The organism is Mycobacterium sp., from assembly GCF_049585075.1.
Lineage (GTDB): Bacteria > Actinomycetota > Actinomycetes > Mycobacteriales > Mycobacteriaceae > Mycobacterium.
The window spans coordinates 1-7,675 of sequence record NZ_JBAUZA010000279.1 but is presented as its reverse complement, the minus strand read 5'-3'; the positions used below and the strand labels follow the sequence as shown (position 1 = coordinate 7,675).

The window sequence follows — 7,675 nt, the reverse complement described above, 5'->3', positions numbered from 1 at the left end:
GCCCGGACCCGCGGCGCGGCCGGTACCGGGCCCGCAGCTACCGGCCCCGTTTATCACGCCCGGCGGAGATGGGGGGTAATAGCCGATGAGCACGATCTTCGATATCCGCAAACTGCAACTGCCGCGGCTGTCGCGCGCGACGGTGATCATCGGATCACTCGTTCTCGCAGGCGGTCTGGTTGCCGGATTGGTGGGCGCGCAGCTCTACAGAAAACTCACCAACAACACCGTGGTGGCCTATTTCCCGGAGACCAATGCGCTCTACGCCGGGGACAAGGTCGTCATCATGGGCATCCGCGTCGGGGCGATCGACAAGATCGAACCCGTCGGCGACAAAATGAAAGTCACCTTCCACTACGCCAACAAATACAAGGTGCCCGCTGACGCGCAGGCGATGATCCTCAACCCCACGCTGGTGGCCTCCCGAAGCATTCAGTTGGAACCGCCCTATAAGGGTGGGCCCGTACTGGCCGACAACGCGGTGATCTCAGAAGACCGCACCCAGGTGCCGGTCGAGTGGGATGACCTGCGCAACAACATCACTCACATCATCGACAACCTCGGCCCTACCAAAGAACAGAAGAAAGGGCCATTCGGTGACATCATCGAATCCTTCGCCGACGGCCTGGCGGGGAAGGGCAAGCAGATCAACACCACCCTGGACAGCCTCTCGACCGCACTCAGCACCTTGGACGAAGGCCGTGGCGATTTCTTCACGGTGTTACACAGCCTGGCGTTGTTCGTCAACGCGTTGCACCGCGACGACGAACAATTCGTCGCTCTGAACAAAGACCTGTCCCAATTCACCGCTCACCTAACCAGTTCCGATCAAGCAGCCGCCAAAGCCTTCCAACAGACCGACAGCCTGCTGTCCACCGCGAGTACATTCTTGACCGAGAACCGCGAGGTGCTGGCGCACGACATCAATAACCTCGGCGAAGCCACCACCGCCCTCATGCAGCCGGAACCGCGCGAGGGTTTGGAGACTGCGCTGCACATATTGCCGAACATGGCCGCCAACGTTCTTGCGATCTACGAGCCAGCGCACGGCAGTTTGACCGGCGTGCCCGCGTTGGTCAACTTCGCCAACCCAATGCAGTTCATTTGCAGCGCGATTCAGGCCGGCAGCCGACTCGGCTATCAAGATTCGGCAGAGTTGTGTGCGCAATATCTGGCGCCGATCATGGACGCGATCAAGTTCAACTATTTCCCGTCCGGAATCAACCTGTTCAGCTCCGCTGACACGTCGCCCAAGAATGTGGCGTACTCCGAGCCGCGCCTGCAGCCGCCGCCCGGATACAAGGACACCACTGTCCCCGGCATCTTCTCACCGGATACGCCGTGGTCCCACCGCAACTCCGAGCCAGGATGGGTTGTCGCGCCGGGTATGCAAGGGATCAACGTCGCGCCCGCGACCGCGAACCTGCTAACACCGGCATCTTTGGCCGAGCTGATGGGTGGGCCCGATATCGCACCGCCACCACCCGCCCAGAACATGGCCGGCCCGCCGAATGCCTACGACGAGAACAACCCGCTACCACCGCCGTGGTACCCGCAACCCCTCCCATCGCCGACCGCGGCCCCGGCGGCACCCGCAGGAGCCGGCTCGTGAGGCGCGCGATGCGGTCGGTTCGCCACCGCGCTTGGCAGACGTTGGCGTTGCTGACGGCAACGGTCGTGCTGACATCATGCGGGCACTGGCGGGGTATCGCCAATGTGCCGTTACCCGGCGGTCCCGGCAGCGGCAAAGGCTCCTACACCATCTACGTACAGATGCCAAATACGTTGGCACTCAACGGCAACAGCCGGGTACTGGTGGCCGACGTGTTCGCCGGTAGCGTTCGCGCGATCAACCTCAAGAATTGGGTTCCCACCCTGACCGTGGACCTGGCAAAGGGGGTTAAGCTCCCGAAGAATGCCACGGCCAAGATCGGCCAGACCAGCCTGCTGGGTTCGCAGCATGTGGAGCTGGCCGCGCCCCTCGACCCGTCGCCGCAGCTATTGAAGAGCGGAGACATCATCCCTCTGACGAATTCGTCGGCGTACCCCTCCACCGAGCAGACGCTGGCCAGCTTGGCCATGGTGCTACGCGGCGGGGGCGTCCCGAATCTCGAGGTGATCCAAAACGAGGTTTACAAGATTCTGGCCGGGCGTGCCCAACAGATCCGGGACTTTTTGGGCAAGCTGAGCACTTTCACCGGCCAGCTGAACAAACAGCGCGACGATATCGGCCACGTCATCGACTCCACTGACCGGCTGCTGTCATATGTGAGTGATCGCACGGACACCCTGGACCAAGTACTGACCGAATTCCCGCCGCTGGTCGAGCATTTCGCTGACCAGCGCGACCTGTTCGCCAACACCGTCGACACTGTGGGGCGGATCAGTAATGTCGTCGATCAGACATTGTCAACCGCACGGGGCGATCTGCACGAGGATCTGAGCCAGTTGCAGCGGCCGCTCAAGCAGCTCGGTCGTGCTGCACCGTATTTGGTTGAGGCGCTGAGCTTCCTGCTGTCACCGCCGTTCAGCATCGATAGCGTGCCGAAGATCGTCCGCGGCGACTACATCAATGTCTCCGGAGCACTGGACCTCACATTGAGCACGATCGACAACGCGATCTTCACCGGTACGGGCTTTTCCGGGGCCTTGCGCGCCCTCGAACAGTCGTGGGGTCGCGAACCCACCACGATGATTCCCGACAGCCGCGACACGCCGAACCCGGCCGACGCGCCCGTGGAGCGGGGTGAGTAAGCGATGTTGACCCGCTTGATCCGCATCCAGTTGATTGTGTTCGCGGCCCTGACGGTGATCGCACTGGTTGCGTTGGGCTGGTACTACTTACGCATTCCCAGCCAGCTCGGGGTTGGTCAGTATCGGTTGGTGGCGGAGCTGCCGGCGTCGGGCGGGTTGTATCGCACGTCGAATGTGACCTATCGAGGGATCCAGATCGGCAGGGTTACCAAGGTCGAACCGACGAAACATGGTGTCCGGGCGACGCTTTCCATCGACAGCCGCTACAAGATCCCGATCGATGCGTCGGCCAATGTGCACTCGGTATCGGCGATCGGTGAGCAATATCTGGACCTGGTGTCGACGGGAAACCCGCGAATGTTTCTCGCACCCGGACAAACCATCACCAAAGGCACCGTGCCCAGCGAGATCGGCCCTGCGTTGGACGCCGCCAACCGTGGCTTGTCGGTGCTGCCCAAGCGCAAGATCGCATCGCTGCTTGACGAAACGGCGCAGGCCGTCGGCGGACTAGGCCCGGCGTTGCAGCGGCTGGTCGATTCGACGCAGTCGATCGTCGGCGACTTCCAAGCCAACATTGCCGACGTCGACGACATCATTGGAAACGCGGCACCGATCCTGGATAGCCAAGTCAACTCGGGTGATTCGATCCAGGAGTGGTCGCACAACCTCGACGTGCTGACCGGGCAGATCGCGCAAAACGACCAACATGTGCAGAACATCTTGTCGAAGGCGGCGCCCACCGCCGATCAGGTCAGCGAGGTGTTCAGTGATGTGCGCGAATCGCTGCCGCAGACGTTGGCGAACCTGGAGATCGTTGCCGATATGCTCAAGCGCTACAACAAAGGTCTCGAGCAGCTGTTGGTTTTCTTACCGGAGATCGCCGCGGTCGGACAGACATTGGTTGCGTCCGCTCCCGGCGCGGTGCTGATGGGCCTCAACCTGTCGATCAATAACCCGCCGCCGTGCATGACCGGGTTCCTCCCCGCGTCGCAGTGGCGGTCGCCCGCTGACACCAGCATGGCGCCGTTGCCGACCGGAACCTACTGCAAGATCCCGCAAGACACACCGGCCAACGTGGTGCGCGGTGCCCGGAACTATCCGTGTGTCGACGTTCCTGGCAAGCGTGCGGCGACGCCACGCGAGTGCCGCGACAACAAGCCGTACGTCCCGCTGGGCACCAACCCGTGGTACGGCGACCCCAATCAGCTGCGCAACTGTCCGGCTCCCGGCGCTCGCTGCGATCAGCCCGTCGATCCGGGCAAGGTGATACCGGCGCCGTCGATCAACAACGGGCTCAACCCGTTGCCGGCTGATCGGTTGCCGGCACCACCGCCGCCGGTCAATGATCCGCTGCAGCGGCCCGGATCGGGCGCCGTGCAGTGCAACGGGCAACAGCCCAATCCGTGTATCTACACGCCGGCGACGATGCAGAGCGAAGCGATGCTGAGGAGCGGCGTTTGGGTAGGGCCAGGCGGCTCGACGGCGATGTACGTACCCTCCAGTGGCGAAATCGTGGGTCCCGATGGCAGCAAGTACTCCCTCGAAGAGTCAAATCACCTGGGGGACGACGGATGGAAAAACATGTTGGCGCCCGCCGGCTGAACCTCGCCTTGTCCAGACGACCGCGAAACCATTGACGTCGCTGGGGTTTACGCCAAGCCAGCCGTCGAGCGGGGCTGAACACCACGCCGCCTGCCGTTCAGGACATCCACGGGGTGGGCCCTGCCGACTAGCCTCGAGCACGTGACAACCGAACGGGTGCGCGTCGATCTGAGCGGGGCTCCGCAGACGATGCTTGCGACGCTGTATGCGAAGGCGCTGGACGCCGACTTCAAGGAGCCGATTCTGGGGGATCGGTTCGCCAAAGACATCGTCGAGCGCATCGATTACGACTGGAAGAAGACCACCATCACCCCGCGCAGGGCGCCGTCGGTGACTACCCGCGCCGCACACTTCGACGAATGGGCCAACCAATTCCTGACTGCGCATCCGCAAGCCGTCGTGCTGCATGTGGGCTGCGGTCTGGACAGTCGGTTCTTTCGACTGCAGCCGGGTCCGGGTGTCGAGTGGTACGACGTGGACTACCCCGAGGTCGCTGCTATTCGCACCCAGCTTTACCCGCCCGCCGAGCACTACCACGTCGTGGCAGCCTCGGTGACCGATCCGGGTTGGCTGGCCGACATTCCCGCCGACCGCCCAGCGCTGATGCTCGGCGAAGGATTGACCATGTATTTGACCGAGCACGAGGGCACCGCCCTGCTGCGCAGGGTGGTAGGCCATTTCGGTTCGGGTGAGCTGCAGTTCGACGCGTTCAACTCGCTCGGGATCAAGTCGCAGGTGCTCAACACCGTGGTGCGCCGCTCGGGATCCACCTTGCGCTGGGCGATCAACGGGCCGGACGACATCATCGCCGCGGTGCCCGGGGTCCGGCTGGTGGCCTGGCAGCGGTGGTTCGAATCGGACACCTTCGCTAAGTTGCCGCGCTCGGCCAAGTTGATGGGCAAGACGATGGCCCTGGTTTCCGCCTTTGCCAACATGTCCCAATATCACTGCTACGCGTTCGGAACGACGTGAATTTCACCGACACGGGAATCTTGCGTGCCACACGGTGTTGAACCAGCTATCCACACGTGAGGAGCTGTCACCATGACCAGTCGGCCTGTCCTGGAACCCACCACCGAACATCCGATCACGATCAACCCGACCCAGACGCGCGTCGTCGTTCGGGTCAACGGCGAGGTCGTCGCCGACACCCGTGACGCACTGCAGCTGCAAGAGTCCACTTACCCTGCAGTGCAATACATTCCGCTGAACGACGTTGTACAAGGCCTGCTCACCCGCACCGACACCAGCACTTATTGCCCATACAAGGGTGAAGCTGCCTACTACAGTGTGACCACCGCCGCGGGCGACACCGTCGACGACGTGATCTGGACCTACGAACAGCCTTACCCCGCAGTGGCGGCAATCGCCGGGCATGTCGCCTTCTACCCCGACAAAGCTGAGATCACTGTCGAGCCCGACTAAGGCTTGGCCGGACCGAACAGCTGCGCAGCGAGCTCGGTGTCACCGTATTCGCGCAATGACACGATGAGGCCGTCGCGGGTCTCGAAGATGAAGACCGCGGGGCTCTCGTAGCGCACGCCTTCGACCGTCTCGCCTTCGGTCAGCGCTTCGATGACTACGCTTTCGCCATCGTTGAAGCATTGGATGAAGTCGAGGTTCATCTCGGCACGACGCTTGCGCCGCTCGACTTCCTGTCGCAGCCCCGCCCTATCGACTGATTTTCGGGTCTGCAGGCTCCAGTAGGTGAAGTCGTCGCTGAGCAGCCCGAAGCATTCGTCGACGTCCGCGCCGTCGGACAGGCACTGTAAGAACATCCACGCCAATTCGGACTGCGGATCGTCGAACGGGGTGGTCACAACGCCATCCTGACGTGGAAGACCGTTACCGGTCAATCACGGTCGGACGCCGAACCTATGATCGAGCAGGTGGTGAGTAGGGCTCGCACAGTGACGTTCGCCGGTGTCGTCAGCCCCGGGCTCACCCTGCTTCCGCTGCGCCGAGGTCCTGGTGATCCTTGTTTTCAGGTGGGCGATGACGGCGCAATGTGGCGGACCAGCCTGTTGCGCAGCGGAGCCGTCACCGCCCGGATCAGCCGCGCCGAGTCCGATGCCGTCGAATGCACGGCATGGGGAAGCGGCGCCGATGAATTCCTCGATGCCCTCCCGGCCATGCTCGGTGCGCAAGACGACGCATCGGACTTCGTTGCGGCCGATCCGATCGTCGCGGCCGCGCGCCGCCGGGTGCCGCATCTGCGGTTGGGACGTACCGGCCAGGTGTTGGAAGCTCTCATCCCGGCGGTCATCGAGCAGCGGGTGCCGGGCGCCGACGCATTCCGTTCGTGGCGGTTGCTGGTGACCAAATTCGGCACACCCGCACCGGGACCCGCGCCCACGCGGATGCGGGTGCCGCCGTCAGCCGATGTGTGGCGGCACATTCCGTCGTGGGAATTCCACCGTGCCAACGTCGATCCCGGACGAGCGCGCACCATCATCAGCTGTGCGCAGCGGGCGCCGTCGCTGGAACGGCTGGCGTCATGGCCGGCCGCAAAAGCCCGCGACGCGCTGACGTCGCTCCCCGGAGTCGGAGTATGGACAGCCGCCGAGACAGCGCAACGTGCCTTCGGCGATCCCGACGCTTTGTCGGTGGGTGACTATCACATCCCGAAGATGATCGGCTGGACGCTGCTGGGACATCCGATCGTCGACGCCGACATGGTCGAGCTGCTTGAGCCGATGCGACCGCATCGGCACCGGGTGGTCCGGTTGCTGGAGGCCAGCGGGCTGGCATATGAGCCACGGCGCGGCGCGCGACTGCCCGTTCAGGACATCCGCGCGCTGTGACGCGCCTTGCGGTTACCGCTCGCGGTCATCGGGTATGAGACCACCCATGACTCAGTTCACGATCCCCGGCATGACCGAAAAGCAGGCAATTAAAGTCGCTGGGCTGTTGCAGAAGCAGCTGAGCACCTACAACGATCTGCATCTGACGCTCAAGCACGTCCACTGGAATGTGGTTGGCCCCAACTTCATCGGGGTGCACGAGATGATCGACCCGCAGGTGGAACTCGTACGTGGCTACGCCGACGAAGTGGCCGAGCGGATCGCGACTCTTGGCGGGTCGCCGCAAGGTACCCCGGGCGCAATCCTCAAGGACCGCACCTGGGACGACTACTCCGTTGGCCGCGACACTGTGCAGGCGCACTTGGCCGCGCTCGACCTGGTCTACAACGGTGTCATCGAAGACACCCGGACCGCCATCAACGAAACCGAAAAACTGGATCCGGTCACCCAGGACATCCTCATCGACCAGGCCGCCGAGCTGGAAAAGTTCCAGTGGTTTGTGCGGGCTCACCTGG

Annotated in this window: 8 protein-coding genes; 7 read left to right on the top strand and 1 reads right to left on the bottom strand. The window is 63.2% G+C overall.

Annotation, left to right across the window (positions count from 1 at the left end):
- Positions 1–85: 85 nt before the first annotated feature.
- The 5 genes from WB785_RS13790 to WB785_RS13770 all read left to right on the top strand — a co-directional run bounded on the left by WB785_RS13790 (position 86) and on the right by WB785_RS13770 (position 5,781).
- Positions 86–1,612, top strand: coding sequence for a virulence factor Mce family protein (locus WB785_RS13790; protein WP_424079898.1), 1,527 nt, complete (start codon positions 86–88; stop codon positions 1,610–1,612).
- Positions 1,613–1,620: 8 nt separating this feature from the next.
- Positions 1,621–2,754, top strand: coding sequence for a virulence factor Mce family protein (locus WB785_RS13785; protein ID WP_424079900.1), 1,134 nt, complete (start codon positions 1,621–1,623; stop codon positions 2,752–2,754).
- A gap of 3 nt (positions 2,755–2,757) precedes the next feature.
- A complete protein-coding gene (locus WB785_RS13780) occupies positions 2,758–4,356 on the top strand; it encodes a virulence factor Mce family protein (protein ID WP_424079897.1) in 1,599 nt (532 codons plus the stop codon).
- 156 nt (positions 4,357–4,512) lie between these two features.
- Entirely contained in the window at positions 4,513–5,328 is an 816-nt protein-coding gene (locus WB785_RS13775; protein WP_424079899.1) for a class I SAM-dependent methyltransferase, read from the top strand.
- A gap of 72 nt (positions 5,329–5,400) precedes the next feature.
- Positions 5,401–5,781 carry a DUF427 domain-containing protein gene (locus WB785_RS13770; RefSeq protein WP_424079896.1) on the top strand — a complete coding sequence of 127 codons (381 nt, stop codon included), beginning with the start codon at positions 5,401–5,403 and terminating at the stop codon, positions 5,779–5,781.
- Here WB785_RS13770 and WB785_RS13765 read toward each other — a convergent pair.
- Complete coding sequence (locus tag WB785_RS13765) at positions 5,778–6,176, bottom strand: nuclear transport factor 2 family protein (protein ID WP_424079895.1); 399 nt, start codon at positions 6,174–6,176, stop codon at positions 5,778–5,780. The genes WB785_RS13770 and WB785_RS13765 overlap by 4 nt on opposite strands.
- Positions 6,177–6,233: 57 nt before the next feature.
- Here WB785_RS13765 and WB785_RS13760 point away from each other — a divergent pair, with 57 nt between their 5' ends.
- Together WB785_RS13760 and WB785_RS13755 are read left to right on the top strand one after the other, a co-directional pair.
- Positions 6,234–7,160, top strand: coding sequence for a DNA-3-methyladenine glycosylase family protein (locus tag WB785_RS13760; RefSeq protein WP_424079894.1), 927 nt, complete (start codon positions 6,234–6,236; stop codon positions 7,158–7,160).
- Between the two features lie 46 nt (positions 7,161–7,206).
- Positions 7,207–7,675, top strand: a 469-nt coding sequence (locus WB785_RS13755) for a Dps family protein (protein ID WP_424079893.1), incomplete at its 3' end; no start/stop codon positions are given.